This is a genomic window from Streptomyces sp. NPDC056948, from assembly GCF_042674225.1.
GTDB lineage: Bacteria > Actinomycetota > Actinomycetes > Streptomycetales > Streptomycetaceae > Streptomyces > Streptomyces purpurascens.
On the sequence record NZ_JBHUQX010000118.1, the window covers coordinates 5221 to 22322 of the forward strand.

The following is a 17102-nucleotide window of genomic DNA, read 5'->3' on the forward strand; positions in this document are numbered from 1 at the left end:
CGGGGGGGGGGGGGCTTGGGACGCGGCGCCGCGCCCGGGGCCCCCTTGTTCTGCCCCGCGGGCGGCGGCGCGGGGCCCCAAACCCCCCCTCACCCCGGGCCCGCCCCCGGGGGGGGCCCGCCCCTCCGGGCGTGACGAACGGCGGGCGGCTCCGGCTCAGTGGCCGTTCTCAGCTCGAGAAGGGAACCGCGTCGGCGGGGGACGTGTGCCAGCTCGTGACGACCGGCTTGTCGACGACGTACGAATCGACCTTCAGGGACTCCGGGTTCGGGTCGTCGTTGGCGACGGAGACGATGAGGCTGTCCAGCTCCTTGCCGCCGTCCTCGTTGGTGGTCTTCGGGTTGACGCCGGCGTAGGCGGTGACCCCTGCGCGCAGCGTGATCGGCTGACCCGCCGACTGCTCCGCCGGCTCGGCCTGCGTGCCGTCCGATCCGAAGGCCACGACCGGCAGCTCGGCGGGCAGGATGCAGGTGATGCCGGACTTGGCCTGGGCCTTGATCAGGAAGTAGCCGCCGGCCTGGGACTCGGAGCTCACGCTCCAGGAGATGTCGTTGGTGCCGCAGCTCTGCCCGTAGCCGCTCTTGTCGCCGGACGAGTCGCCGCCGGCCGAGTCACCGCCGCTCGTACCGGACTTGTCCGACGAGCCGCTGCCCGCGGTCCCGCCGCCGGAGGACTTCGACGTGCCCGAACCGCTGGTGTCGCCACCCTCGCCGCCGCTGGACGCCGTCGGGCTCGCCTGGCTGGAGGATGCCGCGGAGGAATCCGACGCCGACGATTCGTCACCGCCCCCACACGCAGTCATCAGCAGGCCCGAGCCGATCACGGCGGTGACGGCGAGGGCGGTGCGCAGACGACGGTTCATTGCGGAATTCCTCCAAGAAGTGACAAATACCGGGCACCAATTGCTCGGTATCGCGCGCTTACGATCATCAAGACGGTCGCTTCCGGATTCCGGTTCACGTCGTCTCACGTCCCGGACGTGGCCGTCACGGGCCTGTGACACAGCTCGGTGAGCGCGGTGGCCGCGGTCATCGCCGCCTCGCGGCGCATCATCGCGCGGATCTGGCGGTGACGTGCTCGTCATGCGTCCGGGTTGCAGACGTCCGGACTCCCGTCGTCCCGGCTGTCGTACCGCCCTCGTTCGCGGGCCGGCTCGCTCAGTTCGGCGGTGAACTGGGCGCCGGCCAGCAGGGCCAGGTTGGACAGCCACAGCCAGACGAGGAAGACCACGACGCCGGCGAGTGAGCCGTAGAGCCTGCTGTAGGTGCTCAGTGCGGAGGCGTAGAGGGCGAAGCCCGCGGAGACGGCGAGCCACAGGGCGGCGGCCAGGGCTCCGCCGGGGAGGCTGTGGCCGCGGGTACGGGCCGCCCTTGGACCGGTGTGGAAGACGATGACGACCAGCAGGGCCACCACGCACAGCAGGAGGGGCCAGCGCAGCAGGCTCCAGGTCCACGCGGCCATCGCGCCGAGACCGAGGTAGCGGCCGATGTTCTCGGCGGCGGGGCCGGTCAGCAGCAGGACGAGGGAACCGACGACGAGCAGACCGAGCAGGGCGAGCGCGGTGAGCAGGATGCGGTGGGCCTTGCGCCAGGGCGAGCGGCGGTCGGCCTCCCGGTGCATACGGTGCAGGGCCCGGCGGAAGACGGCGAGGTAGCTCGAGGCGGACCACACCGCGCTCACGATGCCGCCGCACAGCAGGGTCCAGACGGCCGAACCGTCCCGCAGGGTCCGGGACAGCACGTCGTGCAGCGGGGCACCCGACTGGCCGGGCGCGTAGGCGGTGACGTGCGCGATGAAGGCCTCGGCCGTGCCCGGGCTGATCAGGCCGAACGCGATGGCCGTGACGAGGAGGGCGGGCAGCACGGCCAGGATGGCGTAGTAGGTGAGGGCGGCGGCGAAGTCCGACACGTCGTCGCGCCACATCGACACCGGGGTGCGGCGCAGGGCGGCAGCCCAGGGCCGGACGAGCCGGTCGCCCCGCTGGGGTGTGGTGCCTGCGGGCGGGCGGTGGGCTGCCGGGGAGTGTGGTTCAGCGGACATGGGGCCTGCCGTGCGGACGTGCTGAGGCGAACGTGGGTACGGACACTGTAGGGGGCCGGGGCGACCGGGTGATGTTGTGCCTCGGGGCGAGCTGCTCCCACGCGGGAGGCAGGGCACCGCCGGTGCGTGCCCTGCCCGTGTCCGCGTGGGCCGTCAGCTGCCCGGCATCAGGACGGTGTCGATGATGTAGACGTTCGCGTTGGCGGTCTTCACATTTCCGCAGACCACCTTCGCGGAGTCGTTCACGGTGTACGACTCCCCCGAACCGGACGTGGTCAGCTTCGACTTCTCCAGCGTGTCGAAGGAGCCGTTCTCCAGGTCCTTCGGCGTCAGCTTCTGGCCGACCACGTGGTAGGTGAGGATCTTCGTGAGCTGGGCCTTGTCGTTGAGGACCTTGTCCAGGGTGGCCTTGGGGATCTTCGCGAAGGCGTCGTTCGTGGGCGCGAACACCGTGATGTTCTCGGCGTTGTTGAGGGTGTCGGCAAGTCCGGCCTTCTCCACCGCCGTCACCAGGGTGGACAGGGCCGGGTTGTTGGACGCGGCGGTGGCCACCGGGTCCTTGGCCATGCCGTCGAAGGAGCCGGCGCCGTCCTCGGGCACCGTCGAGCAGGCCGGGCCGAAGGGCTCCTCCGAGGAAGAGGCACCGGAGGAGCCGCCCATGCCGGCGGCGGACGCCGAGGGCGACGCCTTGCCGGCGGAGTGCGACTCGGCGGAGGAACCGCTGCCGTTCGAGCAGGCGCTCAGGGCCAAGGGCAGGACGGCGGCGGCCGCCACGGTCACGGCGATGCGGCGGAATCGGGTGTTCATGGTGTCTCTCCTGGTGGTGGGGTGAATTGGAGGTGGTTGGGGGTGGGTTGGGCGTGGGTTTGGGGTTGGGTCGGGGGCTGGTCAGTCGACGGTCACGACCACGGAGTGCCGGCCGCTGGCGCCGTCGGGGACGGTGCGGGTGCGCTTCTCGGTCTGCACCGCTCCGGTGCGGTCGGTGGCGCGCACCGTGAGGGTGTGGCCGCCCTTGGTGGCCTGCCAGGCGAAGGACCACTGGCGCCAGGTGTCCCGGGAGTCCTCGGCCGCCAGCCGGGCCTCCTGCCAGGGGCCGTCGTCGACACGGAGCTCGACCTTGTCGATGCCGCGATGCTGTGCCCAGGCGACTCCGCCGACCATGACCGTGCCGGACCTGGGGCGGGCGAAGGGCTTGGGGGTATCGATGCGGGACTGGGTCTTGACCGGCGCCCTGCGGGCCCAGCCGCGCTTGACCCAGTACGGGTCGTAGGCCCCGAACGTGGTGAGCTCGATGTCCCTGATCCATTTGCAGGCCGAGACATAGCCGTACAGGCCGGGCACCACCATGCGGACCGGGAAACCGTGGGCGAAGGGCAGGGGCTCGCCGTTCATGCCGAGGGCGAGCAGGGCGTCGCGGCCGTCCATGACGTCCTCGACGGGGGTGCCGATCGTCATGCCGTCCACCGAGCGGGCCACGAGCTGGTCGGCGGGTCCGCCCCGGGACGGCGGCCGTACCCCGCACTCGGCCAGGAGATCGTCCAGTCGTACGCCGGTCCAGCGGGCGTTGCCGACGTAGGGGCCGCCGACCTCGTTCGACACACAGGTGAGGGTGATGTCGCGCTCGATCAGCTCCCGCCGCAGCAGGTCGCCGAAGGAGAGGGTCACCGGCCGGGTGACGCCCCGGCCGTGGATGCGCAGCCGCCATCCCGTCGCGTCCACCTTCGGCACCACGAGGGCGGTGTCCACGCGGTAGAAGTCCTTGTTCGAGGTGGTGAAGGCGCTGATCCCGGGGATACGCGGCCGGGCTCCCGCGGGGACGGCGGGGGCGGCGGACGCCGGAGCCGGCAGGACGACGGCCGCGCGGGAGGCGATCGCGTCCCGTCCGCGTGAGCCGCTCAGGACCCGGCCCAGCACACCGGCCCCGGCGGACGCGGCGGCGACAACGCTCGCCGCGATCACGAACCCACGACGGTCCCATGACGGGCCCCAGGACATCTCGGGGTCCTGGCGGGACGGCGGGCTCGACACGGCATCGCCGGACGGCGGACCCGTTGCGGCTTCGCCGGACGGCGGGCTCGACGCGGCATCGCCGGACGACGGACCCGACGGGGCTTCGCCGGACGACGGACCCGTGGCCTCGCCGGACGGCGGGCCCGACCCGACATCACCAGGCATGAGGCGGCCCGCGAGCAGGTACAAAACCGCGGCTCCGGCGAAGGCGCCCACGGTGGAGGGCAGTGCGTCGGTGGGGCCGGGCGAGTCCGGGCGGCTGATGGCCGCCGCTGCCCCGATCACACCGAGGAGCAGGACACCGGCCGCCCCGGTGCGCCGGTGGCGCAGCGCGAGAAGTCCCAGCGCGAGCGCGAAGAGTGCCAATACGGCGAGAATCCCGAGCTGGAGCACCAGTTTGTCGTCGGTGCCGAAGTTCCGGATCGCCCAGTCCTTGACGCCGGCGGGTGTGCGATCGATCGCCGCGCCTCCGACCGCGATGACGGGGCCGGCCTGCGGACGCACACCCACCGACACGAGTTCGGCGACGGCGAGCGCCGCGCATCCCGCCAGAGCGCCGCTGAGCGCACCGAGCGCGCCGAGCGCCGGCCGCAGCGGGCTGCGGGATCTGCGCGGTTTCTTCTCGTCCTGCGTCACGTGGGGAATCCGGCCCTGCAAGCAGGGCGGATTGGTCGGGCCGCTCGTTCGGATGAAGTCGTTTCCCCGACCCATCCGAAGCCGGTTCCGCTACGGATTCCACGGCCTCCCCGGCATCCGTACGGCGTCCGCGCCCGGAAGTACCTGGTAGCGGCCCGGTCCAATCCGCTCGCGCGGCGGCTCCGGATTACGCGCGGGCCCCATGTCGGTGTCCATGTCCGTGTCCAGGTACGACCAGGAGGAGAGGCGATGTCACAGGCGTCGGGAAACGCCGTACGGGAGCGACGGCGCACGGCCGTGATCGGCAGCGGGGTGGCGGGCCTGACCGCCGCGTACGTGCTCGCCCGCGCGCATCACGTCACGCTGTTCGAGGCCGACGACCGGCTCGGCGGGCATGCCCACACCCACGAGCTGACCTCGCCCGACGGCGCGACGTACCGCGTCGACTCCGGCTTCATCGTGCACAACCGCCGCACCTACCCGAACCTCCTGCGCCTCTTCGGCGAACTCGGCGTCGCCACCCAGGAGTCGGAGATGAGCATGTCGGTGCGGTGCGAGGGCTGCGGCCTGGAGTACGCCGGTGCCCGTGGCCCCGCCGGACTGTTCGCCCGGCCCAGCAACGCCCTGCGCGGGGCGTATCTGCGGATGCTGAGGGAGATACCGGCCTTCCACCGCTCCGCGCGGCGGCTCCTTGCGCGGGGGACCGAACAGGACCTCACCCTCGGGGAGTTCCTCGACGCCGAGGGCTTCTCGCCCTACTTCCGGACCCACTTCATGACGCCGGTCGTGTCGGCGGTGTGGTCCTGCGACGCCGCGACCGCGCAGCGCTGTCCGGCCGCCTACCTGTTCCGCTTCCTGGAGCAGCACGGGCTGCTCTCGGTGAGCGGCTCACCGACGTGGCGCACCGTCACCGGCGGCTCCCGCGCCTATGTGGAGCGGGTGGCGGCCCGGCTGGACGAGGTGCGTCTCGCGGCTCCGGTCCGGGCCCTGCGGCGGCACCCCGACGGCGTCAGCCTCACCACGGCCGACGGCGCCACACGGTCGTACGACTCCGTGGTCCTCGCCACGCACCCCGACCAGGCCCTGCGACTGCTGGCCGATGCCACGCCGGAGGAGAAGGAGGTGCTCGGTGCCTTCCGGTACTCCCGCAACACCACGCTCCTGCACACCGACACCCGGCTGCTGCCGCGTGCGCGCGGGGCGCGGGCGTCGTGGAACTACCTGATGCCGTCGTGCGGGGCGGGCGCCGACCGGGTGCGGGTCAGCTACGACATGAACCGGCTCCAGCGGCTCGACGCCACCGAGACGTTCGTGGTCACCCTCGGCGGCGAGGACCGTGTCGACCCGGCCCGGGTCCGCGCCCGCATGGTCTACGAACACCCCGTCTACACCCCCGAGTCGGTGGCCGCCCAGCAGCGGCTGCCCGAACTGGGCGGTCCCGTCACGGCGTTCGCGGGCGCCTACCACGGCTGGGGTTTCCACGAGGACGGCTGCCGGTCCGGGGTGGCGGCCGCCGCGGCGCTGGGGGTGCGATGGTGACGCCGACACCCGCGGCCGTGCCCGTACCGGCGCCCGCGCCCATGTCCGCACCCGCGCCGGTGCCCGTGCCCGCCCTGTACCGCTGCGCGATCGCCCATGTGCGCACCGCGCCCCTGCGGTACACGCTGCGCCACCACACCTACATGTGGCTCGTCGACCCCGACCGGCTACCCGAACTTCCGCGCACACTACGCCCGTTGGCCCGTTTCGAGCCGCGCGACCACTTCTCCGGCGAGCACCCCTCCATCCGCGCGGGACTGGACGCCTTCCTGGCCGGCCACGGGGTACGGCTGGACGGCGGCCAGGTCGTGATGCTCACCCACGCGCGGGTGTTCGGATATGTCTTCAACCCGCTCACCGTCTACTGGTGCCACGGCCCCGACGGCACCGTGCGCTGTGTGGTCGCCGAGGTCCACAACACCTACGGCGAACGCCACTGCTATCTGCTGCGCCCCGACGCCTCGGGGACGGCGGAGGTGGGCAAGGAGTTCTACGTCTCGCCGTTCTTCCCCGTCGACGGCCGCTACCGCATGCGGCTGCCCGCACCCGGGGACCGGCTCGACCTCACCGTGCACCTGGAACGGGAGGGCGGCAGGCCGTTCACCGCGACCGTGCGCGGGACGCGCCAAGAAGCCCGTACGGGAACGCTGCTGCGGCTGGCCCTGCGCCGGCCCTGGTCCACGCTCGCCGTGTCCGCGGCCATCCGCCTGCACGGCATCCGTCTGTATCTGCGCGGGCTGCCCGTCCGGCCCCGGCCCGAACACCGGAACCCGAACAACAGGGAGAACTCCGCATGACGACAGCCGAGCTCCGACCCGGCGACACGGGGCGGACCGTGGCCGTGCCCCCCGACGCCGTGGCCGTGGACGCGGCCCGCTGGCCCGACGTGGCCCGGCCGCCGAAGGCCTCCCGGGCACGGACCGCGATCACGGCAGCCGTCGTACGACGTGCCCTGCGGGACCTGCCGCTGCACGTCCGGTTCCCCGACGGCACCTCGCTCGGGAAGGGCGGCCCCGCCCTGGACCTCCACGACCCGCGGGCGTTCCACGCCCGGGTGGGCGGCCAGGGCCTGGTCGGCTTCGGCGAGTCGTACATGGCCGGCGAGTGGGACGCGCCCGACCTGGTCGCCGCCCTCACCGTGCTCGCGGCGCGCATGGGCGAGCTGATCCCCGCACCGCTGCAGCGGCTGCGCGGACTGTGGGCGCCTCGCCGGCCTGACGTCCAGCGCAACACCCCGGGCGGCTCCCGCACCAACATCAGCCGCCACTACGACCTGTCCAACGACCTGTTCGCGCTGTTCCTCGACGACACCCTCAGCTACTCCTCGGCCCTCTTCCGCGGCTTCCCCGCCGACTGGGACCTGCTCGCCGCCGCCCAGCACCGCAAGATCGACCGGCTGCTGGATCTCGCGGAGGTGCGCGAGGGCACCCGGGTGCTGGAGATCGGCACCGGGTGGGGCGAACTGGCCATCCGCGCCGCCGCGCGCGGCGCGCACGTCACCTCGCTCACCCTCTCCCGTGAACAGGCCGCCCTGGCCCGCGAGCGCGCGGCGGCGGCCGGTCTCGCCGACCGGGTCTCGGTGGAACTGCGCGACTACCGCGAGGCACGCGGCACCTACGACGCCGTCCTGAGCGTGGAGATGGTCGAGGCCGTCGGCGCGGAGTTCTGGCCCGGCTACTTCCGCGTCCTCGACGAACGGCTGGCCCCGGGCGGCCGCGCCGCCCTCCAGGCCATCACCATGCCCCACGAGCGGATGCTCGCCGCCCGGGACACCTTCACCTGGATCTCCAAGTACGTCTTCCCCGGGGGTCTGATCCCCTCCGTCGAGGCCGTCGCCGCGACCGTCCGCGACCACACCCGGCTGAGCGTCACCCGCCGGGACGCCTACGGCGCCCACTACGCCGAGACCCTGCGCCTGTGGCGCGAACGCTTCGCCGGGCGCGCGGACGAGGTCGCCGCGCTCGGCTTCGACGAGACGTTCCGCCGGCTGTGGACGTTCTACCTCGCCTACTCCGAGGCCGGATTCCGCTCCGGCTACCTGGACGTGCAGCAGTACCTGCTCACCAAGGAGGCCACGCCCCGATGACTCCCACAGATGGGCTGGAGCGGCCGTGAACGGCTTCGCCTGGGCCGCGTTCGCGGTCAACCTCGCGTGGTCCGCGGGGGCCGCGCTCGCCGTGATGCTGGCGACCTTCGCCGTCGCCGTGCGCAAGGGCGTGCACCGGATCGTCGACGTGGCCTGGGGGCTCGGTTTCACCGCGGTGGCCGTAGCGACCTTCCTCGCGTCGGCGGGCACCGGTGACCCGGGGCGGCGGATCCTGGTCACCGTGCTGACGGCGGTGTGGGGGCTGCGCCTGGCCCGGCACATCGCCCGGCGCGGGCGCGGACACGGCGAGGACCCGCGCTACGAGGAGATGCTGGCCAAGGCGCCCGGCAGCCGGAACCTGTACGCGCTGCGGGTCGTGTATCTGCTGCAGGGCGCGCTGGTGTGGCTGGTGTCGCTGCCGGTCCAGGCCGCGCAGTACATCACCGGGCCGATGACGGCGTGGGCCGCCGCCGGCACCTGTCTGTGGGCGGCCGGCATCTTCTTCGAGGCGGTCGGGGACGCCCAGCTCGCCCGGTTCAAGGCGGATCCGGAGAACAAGGGCCGGATCATGGACCAGGGGCTGTGGCGCTACACCCGTCATCCCAACTACTTCGGGGACTTCTGCGTGTGGTGGGGCCTGTTCCTGACCGTCTGCGACGCGCCCGCCGCGGCGGCGGCCGTTGTGGTGTCGCCGGTGGTGATGAGCCTGCTGCTGACCAAGGGCAGCGGGAAGCGGCTGCTGGAGCGGCACATGGCCGAGCGGCCGGGGTATGCGGCGTACGCGGCCCGGACCAGTGGCTTCTTCCCGCTGCCACCCAGATGACCTTCCGGCGGGCAAGGCTGTCCGGACGTCAGGCGGGCAAGGCCATCGCGGCCACCGGGGCCGAGGTGGGCCGCTCGGACCCGCCCGCCGGCTCGACGGTGATCCCCATGCCCGACGCCCCGTCCACGGCACCCCGCATCAGGACGGCCTGGTCGGCGCGGCCGGGGTCCATGAGCCCGGCGGACCGCATGGTGCCGTCGTCGTCGAACCAGAGCTGGTAGACCTTGCCCCGCGGCGGATCCGCCATCCCGGAGGCGACGAACACGGCCCGGTCCCGGCCTTCGGAGACGACGACGGTGCCGGTGGCCCCGTCGGCCAGTTTCGCGGTGCGGGTCCTGGCGTCCGGTGCCGCGAGCACGGCGGCGATCCGGTCCGTTGTCTGTTCGGCCTGTTGGGCCTGCTCCAAGGCGTCGTCGGCGCGCTGGTGCTGCCACACCGCCGTCCCGCCGAGCGCGGTGGCCGCCGCGAGGCACGCCGCCAGCGCCCACCGTGACAGCGGGCGTCCCCACGAGGCCGTACGGCCCGCGCGGGGCGAGGGCGGCTCCCCGGGCGGGTCCTGGCGGACGGTGGTGATCCGGCGCAGCACCTGCTCGCGCAGCACCGGGCGGGGCGTGAGTGCGACGGCGAGCCCCAGGCGGGCGGCGGCGGCCGTCAGTTCGGCGGTCTCCTCGGCGCACGGCTCGCAGGCCGCGAGATGCCGTCCGAAGGCCTCCCGCTCCTCGTCGGACAGGGCGTGCAGGGCGTAGGCGCCCGTGAGGGTGTGCAGGTCGGCGGTGCTCACGCGGTCACCCCCAGGCAGTCGCGCAGCCGGATGAGTCCGTCGCGCAGGCGGGTCTTGACGGTGCCCAGGGGAAGCGTCAGCGCTTCCGCCACCTGCCGGTAGGTCAGCCCCCGGTAGTACGCGAGGGTGACGGCCTGGCGCTGGATCTCGGTCAGGGTGCGCAGGCAGCGCCGCACCTGCTCCCGCTCCAGCCGTGCCTCGACCTGCTCGGTCACCTCGTCGTACTCGGGCGTGTGCTCCAGCAGGGCGGCCTTGTGGTCCCGGGCCGCCGCGGCCTCCACCGAGCGCACCCGGTCGACCGCCCGGCGGTGCGCCAGGGTGAGGATCCAGTTGATCGCCGTACCGCGGTCGGAGCGGTAGCGGGGGGCGGTGCGCCACACCTCCACCAGGACCTCCTGGGCCACCTCCTCCGACTGCGCCTGGTCGCGCAGGACGGCGCGCACGACACCGAGGACCGGGCTCGCCACGAGGTCGTACACCGAGGCGAACGCCTCCTCGTCGCCCAGGGCGACGCGGCTCACCAGTTCCTGCAGGTCCGGCTCGGCGGACGGGTTTCCGCCGATGTGCACGGCTTCTTTCACGGGGGTCCTCCGTGGTCGGGACGTCTCCGGACGTAATCCGGTCCCCGGAGGGCGACGGATTGGTCCCGCTCCCCAGGAAAAACGCAGGTGAGGCCGGAAGGCCTGGGCAGGGGTCGGGGAATCGGGGACCATGGCGTGCCGGCGGCCGGCCAATCCGTCCGCCGACCGGCTACGGATGACCTGTGAACGGATCTCCTGGGCAGGGGACACGCCAGGGGCAGGGGACACACGAGGGGTGAGGAGCGGGGATGACGGTGCACGAGCGGGAGACCGCCCCCGGGGCGCCCGGCGCGCCGGCCGCGCTGGTGCCGCGCCGCGCCCCCGCCGCGCCGCGTGCCGCCGTGCTGTTCCTGCACGGCGGCAGGTCCGAGGGCCGGGCCCCGTCCCGGCCCTGGCATCTGGCGGCCCTGCGGATGAGGCCCTTCGTGCGGGCCGTGGCCGCTGCGCTGCCGGACGACGGGGTCTTCCTGGGAGAGGTGCGCTACCGCGTGCGCGGCTGGAACGGGGAGGACGGCGACGCCCTGCGGGACGTCCGGAGGGCGCTCGACGAGCTGGCCCGCCGCGCCGGTGACGTCCCGGTGGTCCTCGTGGGTCACTCGATGGGGGGTCGCGCGGCCCTGCGCGCCGCGGGCGCGCCACAGGTCCGGGGCGTGCTGGCGCTGGCGCCCTGGTGTCCGGACGGCGAGCCGGTGGCCCAACTGCGGGACAAGGAGGTCGTCGTGATCCACGGGGACCGGGACCGTGTCACCGAACCCGGCGCGTCGGTGGCGTTCGTGGACCGGGCCCGCGCTGCCGGAGCCCGGGCGGACGTACGCCTCGTACCGGGCGGTGACCACGCGATGCTCCGGGGCGACACGAACTGGCACCGCGTCGCGGCCTCGACCGCTGTGGGCATGCTCCCGCCCTGACCGGTCGCTTCCCCCGAAGGGTGAACGGGCCCAGCGGCGGCGACACCGCGGGCCCCCTCAGGGCCGTCGCCCGGCCTCGCCCCGCTGCTCGTGCCGTCCGAAGCCGTGGATCAGGGCCACCGCCAGCGCGCTGATCAGCAGCAGCACGCTCATGTAGAGCACCACCGGCCAGGGTTCTCCCCCGGCCGCCTCCAGCAGGGCGGCCGCGATGAGGGGTGCGGTGCCGCCCGCAAGCGCCGCCGCCACCTCGCGGCTGAGGGCGACCCCGCTGAACCGGGTCCTCGTCGTGAACAGGTCCGCCAGGAAGCCCGCCTGGGCGCCGAGCTGAACCCCCAGCAGCAGCCCGCTCAAGCCGAACGCGAACCACACGTACCCGGCCTCCTTGGTGTCCAGCAGCCAGAAGAAGGGGAACGCGAACGCCGCCGCACCGACCATGGCCCAGCCGAGCACCATCCGGCGGCCGACCGCGTCGCCCAGCGCCCCGGCCACCGGCGTCACCGCCGCGCTGCACGCGAAGTAGATCAGCGCGCCGACGAGGGTGACCGTACGGGAGACGCCGAGCTGCCCGGTGAGGTAGGCGAGCGCGAACACCACCGGGATGTAGGCGGCGACGTTCGGCCCGATACTGCTGACCACCCCGAGGACGAGGGTCCGCGGTGCCCCGCGGGCCAGCTCCACGGCGGGTGCCCGTGCGACTCCCCGCTCCCGCTTGGCCTCCTCGAACATCGGACTCTCGGCCACGCTCACACGGATGTAGAAGCCGGTCGCCGTGACGAGGATGGTGACCAGGAACGGGATGCGCCAGCCCCAGTCGAGGAAGTCGTCCGGGGGCAGGGCCGCCACGGCGGCGACGGCCCCGGCCGAGAGCAGCGCGCCGACCGCCGCACCCGCCGGAGGGATGGCGGCGTACCGCCCACGACGCTCCGGAGTGGCGAACTCGGCCAGGGTGAGGGAGGCGCCCGCGTACTCGGCACCCGCGCCGAACCCCTGGATCATCCGCAGCACGACCAGCAGCGCGGGAGCCCACGCCCCGGCGGTCGCGTACGTGGGCAGCGCGCCCATCAGAGCACTGGCCAGACCGACGGTGACCAACGTGATCACCAGCATCCGTCTGCGCCCCAGCCGGTCCCCGTAGTGGCCGATGACCAGCGCCCCGAGCGGCCGGACGGCGAACCCGACCGCGAACGTGGCGAAGGACGCCAGTGTCGCCGCGACCGGATCGCCCGGCGGGAAGAACAGCCGGTTCAGGACGAGAGCGCTCATGGTGCTGAACAGGATGAAGCCGTACCACTCCAGCGCGGTGCCGATGGTCGTCGCCAGCACCACGCGCGTCAGCATGGACGGTCCTTCACCGGCCATACGCCGCATATACCGCATACGGCCACTCTGCGCCAGCGTCCCCGCCGCCCCGCCGAACCTCGCCGTACCGGGAGCGCACAACCGTCGGACGGACGCAGCGCCCGCCCCGGCCGTCAGGACGCCGTCTGCCCCGGCAGCGGGTCGAGGGTGATGTGCGGGGACAGGGCGCGGAGGAAGTCGGGGGCGTCGAAGATCCGGCCGGCGGAGGCGACGCCGAGCGTGCGGGTCCGGCCGGTGAGGATGCGCTGGACCGCCTCCACCGCGAGCGGGGCGGTGACGGCGTAGATGTCCCGGCCGCGTGCCACGGCACGCCGTTCGGTGTCGCCGCGGCGTACGACCACGTCGACCAGGAAGGTCTGGTCGGAACGGCCGTTCTCGTCGGCCGCGGTCGGCGCCGGGGTGTCGGGGGCCGAGAGGTCGCCCGCCGCCTCGGTCGTCATATGGGTGCGCACCTCCGGGACGGCGAGGTGGCTGGGGACGGTGACCACGTCGGCCATCGTGAACTCCCCGACGACCTCCCGGGTGCCCATCGGTTCGGGGAAGGGCCACTTGAGGAGGGTCGTCGCGTCGTCGTGGTACTCCAGCCGTCCGTCCGTGTAGCGGACGCGCCGGCCGGCCCGGCGCTCCCGGGAGACCGTGCCCGCGACGCGTGTTCCGGGGGTGGGGTGCCAACCGCTCAGCCCGTAGGCGATGTTCGCCTCGTCGGCGGTCGTCCAGTCCCCCATCGCGGCGGTGGCCAGCAGGTCGCCGAGGCCGCCGTAGAACGCCATCGCGGGGACGATCACCGCTCCCGCCGCGCGGGCGCGGTCCGCGAAGTGCGTGAAGGTGTCCAGGTTGGCCTCGATCTCGGCCGCCACGTCGACGTACGGGATCCCGGCGCGCAGTGCCGCCTCGATCACGGGAGCGGCGGTCACGGCGAAGGGCCCGGCGCAGTTGATCACGGCGTCGGCGCCCTCCAGGGCGCGGTCGAGCGAGGCGGGGTCGTCGACCGAGGCCGGCCGGACCTCCGGGGCGCCGGGGGTGGCTGCCGCCAGCGCCCGCAGCTTGCCGGCGTCACGGCCTGAGAGGACCGGGACGAACCCGCGCTCCCGCAGCTCGGTCACCACGAAGCGCCCGGTGTGTCCGTACGCGCCGAACACCGTCACCGTCTGCCCCGGTCGCATTGCCGACCCCATGAGTTCTCCCCCTGCTCGAACGATCCGCCGGATCCGCTTGACCCGTCGCGACCATCCTGGCGAGGGCGGGCGCACCGCCGTGAGTGTCCGGAACGACGCGCCCCGTACAGTTTCGGACATGACCACCGTCGCGCTCGCCGTCACCGAGGGCATGCTGCACTTCGAACTGTCCCTGGCGTACGAGGTGTTCGGCCCGCCCCCGGCGGCCGTGACCGTCCCCTGGTACGACGTCGAGGTCTGCGGGCCGGACGTCGTGCGCATCGGCCGGTTCCGGCTGGAGCCCGACCAGGGGCTCGACCGGCTCCGGCATGCCGACACCGTGATCGTCCCCGGCTGGGCGGACGTCGACGTGGACCCGCCCGCCGCACTCGTGGACGCGGTACGCGCGGCCCACGAGGCGGGTGCGCGGGTGGCCTCCCTGTGCACGGGCGCGTTCGTGCTGGCCGCCGCCGGGCTGCTGGACGGCAAGCGCGCGACGACGCACTGGGCCCACACCGAGGCCCTGGCCGGCCTCCATCCGCGGGTGGAGGTCGATCCGGACGTGCTCTACGTGGACAACGGCAGCGTGCTCACCTCCGCCGGCAAGGCCGCCGCCATGGATCTGTGCCTGCACCTCGTCCGGCTCGACCACGGCTCGTCCGTCGCCAACGCGGTGGCCCGCCGCCTGGTCGTGCCGCCGCACCGGGCCGGTGGCCAGGCCCAGTTCGTCGCCGCCCCGGTACCCACGCGGGACGACCATCCGCTCGCCGCGCTGCTCCCCTGGGCGATCGAGCGCCTCGACCGGCCGCTCACGGTGGAGGACCTGGCACGCCAGGCGCGGATGAGCTCGCGCAATCTGGCCCGCCACTTCCGGGCGGTGACCGGCACCACGCCCCTCCAATGGCTGCTGACGCAACGGATCCGCCGCGCCCAGGAGTTGCTGGAGACCACCGACGACATGGTCGACGTCATCGCGACGGCCACCGGCATGGGCACCGCCACGACGCTGCGCCGGCACTTCAACCGGACGGTCGGCGTGCCTCCGGACACGTACCGCCGGACGTTCCGCGCACGGCACGCGGCACCCGAGCGGTAACCGCCTCTTCACAAGCAACGCACAGGCCCTGTTCCGCCTCTTGCACAGCGTCACCCCCCAACTGAGAGGACCGCGCTGTGCGTTCACGTACTCACATACGTCCACGTCTGAATCCGGCCGGGTCGCTGGTCCTGGCTCTCGCCGCGGCCGGATCCGTGCTGGCCGGGCCGGCCGGCTCCGCCTCCGCCGCCGAGACCGCCGGCCGTGCCGATCTGCGCGCGGACGTGAACCGCGACGGGCGGGTCGATGTCACCGGTGGCAGCGACAAGAACGGCGAGGACGGCTGGTCCGTCGGGCGCGGAGCGGTCTACCTGCCCAACATCGACGACGACACCAAGCGGTGTCCCGTCACCGGACCGGGCGGCAGACCCCTGTCCGACGCCAAGCTGGCCGCGTGCAACGACGGCACCGACACGAAGGTCAACGGCAGCGCGGACGCCGCCGACCTCGCCCGGGTCCGTTCCGTGCCCCTGCCCGGCCTCCCCGCGAACGCCAAGGGCAGTCTGAAGATCACCACGGGCGGCAAGCACGCGCACCTCTTCCTCAAGCGCGCCGGGGCGTGGGTCCTGGTGACGCCGGCGACCCGGCTGACCGCCGCCGAGCTGCGTTCCGGCGTGGAGTTCGGCGTCGAGGCCACCGATGTCGTCCGGGACACCGCGAAGTGGGACGGCCGTGCGGTGGTCCGGCTGACGGTGACGTCCGGGCAGAAGACCACCTCCGACGCCGTGACCCTGCGGGTGGCACCGCTGCTGACCCAGCATCACCTGCAGAACACCCAGCAGGTGATGGTGACCGAGGTCCAGGGCGAGGGCGAGTACAGCCGCCTCCAGCAGAAGTTCGTCGCCGAACTGGGGAAGGAGGTCAAGAAGGCCGGGGTCACCACGCCGCTGGTCAAGTTCACGAAGTACGCCGACCCCTGGGCCCAGGACTTCGTCGAACCGGCCTACGTCAACATGACCGGGCCGAACGGGCAGCCGCAGGTGATGCGCGTGATGCTGCGCTCCGCCCAGCCGGACCGGGACGCGGGCCGTGAGCTGTTCGAGAAGATCCGCGGCCGGGACATGGGGGTCGTGCAGGTGACCGACCCTGCGGAGCCCGACGACTGGTCGCTCAACTCCTTCGGGAACCTGGAGACCATCCCGCCCTACGCGCACGGCGGGCGCTCCTTCCCGGCCGGGCGCATCATCATGGGCGAGCGCAAGGACAGCGGGGCACGTCCGTCGAAGGTGATGCGGACGATGCTGAAGTCGCAGGGCATGCAGGACCCGCTGCTGCTGGACACCTCCTGGCTGGGCGTCGGGCACGTCGACGAGTTCGTGCAGTTCCTGCCCGCCGACACCCCGCGCGGCTGGCGCATCGGCGTCGCCGACCCGGAGGCGGGGCTGCGGCTGCTGCGCGACGCCAAGCGCGACGGCCACGGCGGGACGAAGATGTTCTCCGTCCCGGGCCGCAGCGACAGCCCCGCGCCCAAGGAGACCATCGACCAGGCGCTCGCCTCCCGGCACCTGGTGTCCGACAACGGGATGGCGGCCCGGCGCATCGCGGCCAACCTGGAGATCCTCAAGCGCGAGACGGGTGTCACCGACGGGGAGATCGTGCGGGTGCCCGCGCTGTACACCCGTGAGTCGGAGGCCTTCAGCGCCGAGGGCCAGGACGTTCCCGTGCCGCGGCTGACGCGCATGGGCGCCGCGGCCGACCTCGTGGACAGCCTCAGGGACCGCGGCCAGCAGAAGTTCCTCGCCGAGAACCCCGCCGCCTCGCGCCTGGCCGCTCCGGCGACGGTGACGACCAGCGCGTATGTTCCCGGGGCCGTCAACGGCGTGCTCCTGGGCCGCGACCGCTACCTCGCCCCGCGCCAGTGGGGGCCCGTCATCGGCGGCAAGGACATCTTCACTGAGGCCGTCAACGCCGTCTACACGCGGGTCGGCATGAAGGTGTCGTACATCGACGACTGGTACACGTACCACCTCGGTATGGGCGAGGTGCACTGCGGCACCAACACCCTGCGCGACGCCTCCGCCGCGTGGTGGCGGCAGCCGGCGCGGTAGCGGGTCAGTCCTCGACGCGGGCCCGTGGGACGTGCCCGCGT

General features: G+C 73.2%; 15 protein-coding genes. 7 read left to right on the forward strand and 8 right to left on the reverse strand.

The annotated features are described in order from the left end of the window. Nucleotides 1–169 precede the first annotated feature (169 nt). From ACFTZL_RS17415 to ACFTZL_RS17430, 4 genes are all read right to left on the reverse strand, one after another. On the reverse strand, nt 170–862 hold the full coding sequence (locus ACFTZL_RS17415) for a DUF4232 domain-containing protein (RefSeq protein WP_382582963.1): 693 nt from the start codon (nt 860–862) through the stop codon (nt 170–172). A gap of 218 nt (nt 863–1080) precedes the next feature. Beyond that, on the reverse strand, nt 1081–2040 hold the full coding sequence (locus ACFTZL_RS17420; RefSeq protein ID WP_382582966.1) for a YihY/virulence factor BrkB family protein: 960 nt from the start codon (nt 2038–2040) through the stop codon (nt 1081–1083). A 153-nt stretch (nt 2041–2193) separates the two neighbouring features. Beyond that, nucleotides 2194–2847 (reverse strand): fasciclin domain-containing protein, encoded by a 654-nt coding sequence (locus ACFTZL_RS17425; protein WP_382582968.1) that lies wholly within the window; start codon nt 2845–2847, stop codon nt 2194–2196. A gap of 81 nt (nt 2848–2928) precedes the next feature. Continuing rightward, nucleotides 2929–4686, reverse strand: coding sequence for a molybdopterin-dependent oxidoreductase (locus tag ACFTZL_RS17430; protein WP_382582971.1), 1758 nt, complete (start codon nt 4684–4686; stop codon nt 2929–2931). A 249-nt stretch (nt 4687–4935) separates the two neighbouring features. Between ACFTZL_RS17430 and ACFTZL_RS17435 the strand changes: the two genes are divergently transcribed. The 4 genes from ACFTZL_RS17435 to ACFTZL_RS17450 are packed head-to-tail and all read left to right on the forward strand — an operon-like array spanning nt 4936 to nt 9134. Next, nucleotides 4936–6225, forward strand: coding sequence for an NAD(P)/FAD-dependent oxidoreductase (locus tag ACFTZL_RS17435; RefSeq protein ID WP_382582974.1), 1290 nt, complete (start codon nt 4936–4938; stop codon nt 6223–6225). A 41-nt stretch (nt 6226–6266) separates the two neighbouring features. Next, nucleotides 6267–7022, forward strand: coding sequence for a DUF1365 domain-containing protein (locus ACFTZL_RS17440; protein ID WP_382582998.1), 756 nt, complete (start codon nt 6267–6269; stop codon nt 7020–7022). Then, a complete protein-coding gene (locus ACFTZL_RS17445; RefSeq protein ID WP_382582977.1) occupies nt 7019–8311 on the forward strand; it encodes a class I SAM-dependent methyltransferase in 1293 nt (430 codons plus the stop codon). The genes ACFTZL_RS17440 and ACFTZL_RS17445 overlap by 4 nt, the downstream gene beginning before the upstream one ends. A gap of 25 nt (nt 8312–8336) precedes the next feature. Next, nucleotides 8337–9134 carry a DUF1295 domain-containing protein gene (locus tag ACFTZL_RS17450; RefSeq protein WP_382582980.1) on the forward strand — a complete coding sequence of 266 codons (798 nt, stop codon included), beginning with the start codon at nt 8337–8339 and terminating at the stop codon, nt 9132–9134. Nucleotides 9135–9162: 28 nt separating this feature from the next. Here the strand turns inward: ACFTZL_RS17450 and ACFTZL_RS17455 are convergent, their stop codons facing one another. Both ACFTZL_RS17455 and ACFTZL_RS17460 read right to left on the reverse strand, forming a co-directional pair. Beyond that, the gene (locus ACFTZL_RS17455) at nt 9163–9915 is read right to left on the reverse strand and encodes an anti-sigma factor domain-containing protein (protein ID WP_382582983.1); all 753 of its coding nucleotides are present in this window, start codon (nt 9913–9915) and stop codon (nt 9163–9165) included. Then, complete coding sequence (locus ACFTZL_RS17460; RefSeq protein WP_382582986.1) at nt 9912–10496, reverse strand: sigma-70 family RNA polymerase sigma factor; 585 nt, start codon at nt 10494–10496, stop codon at nt 9912–9914. The genes ACFTZL_RS17455 and ACFTZL_RS17460 overlap by 4 nt, the downstream gene beginning before the upstream one ends. Before the next feature lie 248 nt (nt 10497–10744). On the opposite strand from ACFTZL_RS17460, the gene ACFTZL_RS17465 reads away from it, so the two are divergent. Then, nucleotides 10745–11404 carry an alpha/beta fold hydrolase gene (locus tag ACFTZL_RS17465; protein ID WP_382582989.1) on the forward strand — a complete coding sequence of 220 codons (660 nt, stop codon included), beginning with the start codon at nt 10745–10747 and terminating at the stop codon, nt 11402–11404. A gap of 57 nt (nt 11405–11461) precedes the next feature. Here ACFTZL_RS17465 and ACFTZL_RS17470 read toward each other — a convergent pair whose 3' ends face one another. Both ACFTZL_RS17470 and ACFTZL_RS17475 read right to left on the reverse strand, forming a co-directional pair. Then, entirely contained in the window at nt 11462–12742 is a 1281-nt protein-coding gene (locus ACFTZL_RS17470) for an MFS transporter (RefSeq protein WP_382582991.1), read from the reverse strand. Nucleotides 12743–12876: 134 nt separating this feature from the next. Next, nucleotides 12877–13926 (reverse strand): saccharopine dehydrogenase family protein, encoded by a 1050-nt coding sequence (locus tag ACFTZL_RS17475; protein WP_382583001.1) that lies wholly within the window; start codon nt 13924–13926, stop codon nt 12877–12879. 130 nt (nt 13927–14056) lie between these two features. Here ACFTZL_RS17475 and ACFTZL_RS17480 point away from each other — a divergent pair, with 130 nt between their 5' ends. Then, nucleotides 14057–15013: a helix-turn-helix domain-containing protein gene (locus ACFTZL_RS17480; protein WP_382582993.1), complete on the forward strand. Its 957-nt coding sequence runs from the start codon at nt 14057–14059 to the stop codon at nt 15011–15013. 77 nt (nt 15014–15090) lie between these two features. Then, a complete protein-coding gene (locus tag ACFTZL_RS17485) occupies nt 15091–17061 on the forward strand; it encodes a protein-arginine deiminase domain-containing protein (RefSeq protein ID WP_382582995.1) in 1971 nt (656 codons plus the stop codon). Nucleotides 17062–17102 lie beyond the last annotated feature (41 nt).